At 47.6% G+C, this 355-nt stretch carries 1 protein-coding gene; it reads left to right on the top strand.

Annotation, left to right across the window (positions count from 1 at the left end):
• On the top strand, positions 1 to 298 hold a 298-nt coding region (locus ACTNBU_RS12780), incomplete at its 5' end, for a hypothetical protein (protein ID WP_441034480.1).
• Positions 299 to 355: the final 57 nt, after the last annotated feature.

Below are 355 nucleotides of genomic sequence, written 5' to 3'. Positions count from 1 at the left end.
GCAAGGTGGAAATGGAATGACTCTGCCCATTTCCTATTTTCGATTCTATTTTCCCGAATATGTGCTGAAAACCCGGTTGCCGCCTAATTGCGCAACCGGGTTTCTCGACAGGCTGAAATGGCCGCGGGATATCCCCCACGGCCATTTGTCTGCCTCTGAAAGTTTTTTTGAAAAAATGAAAAAAGTTGTTGACAAATGTCGGACCGTCTGGTATCCTAAGCAAGCTGTTTCGAACAGCACGGTGAAAACTGGCAAGAGTTTCAAGACGGACGGTCGAGTCACGAAAGAAAAGTCTTGACAGGATGAGTCGGATGTGATATCCTACCAAAGTTGCTGCTGAGGCGAAACCTCGCAG

This window comes from Dysosmobacter sp. HCP28S3_G4, assembly GCF_052065175.1.
Lineage (GTDB): Bacteria > Bacillota > Clostridia > Oscillospirales > Oscillospiraceae > Oscillibacter.
This window is presented reverse-complemented; position numbering and strand designations above follow the sequence as displayed.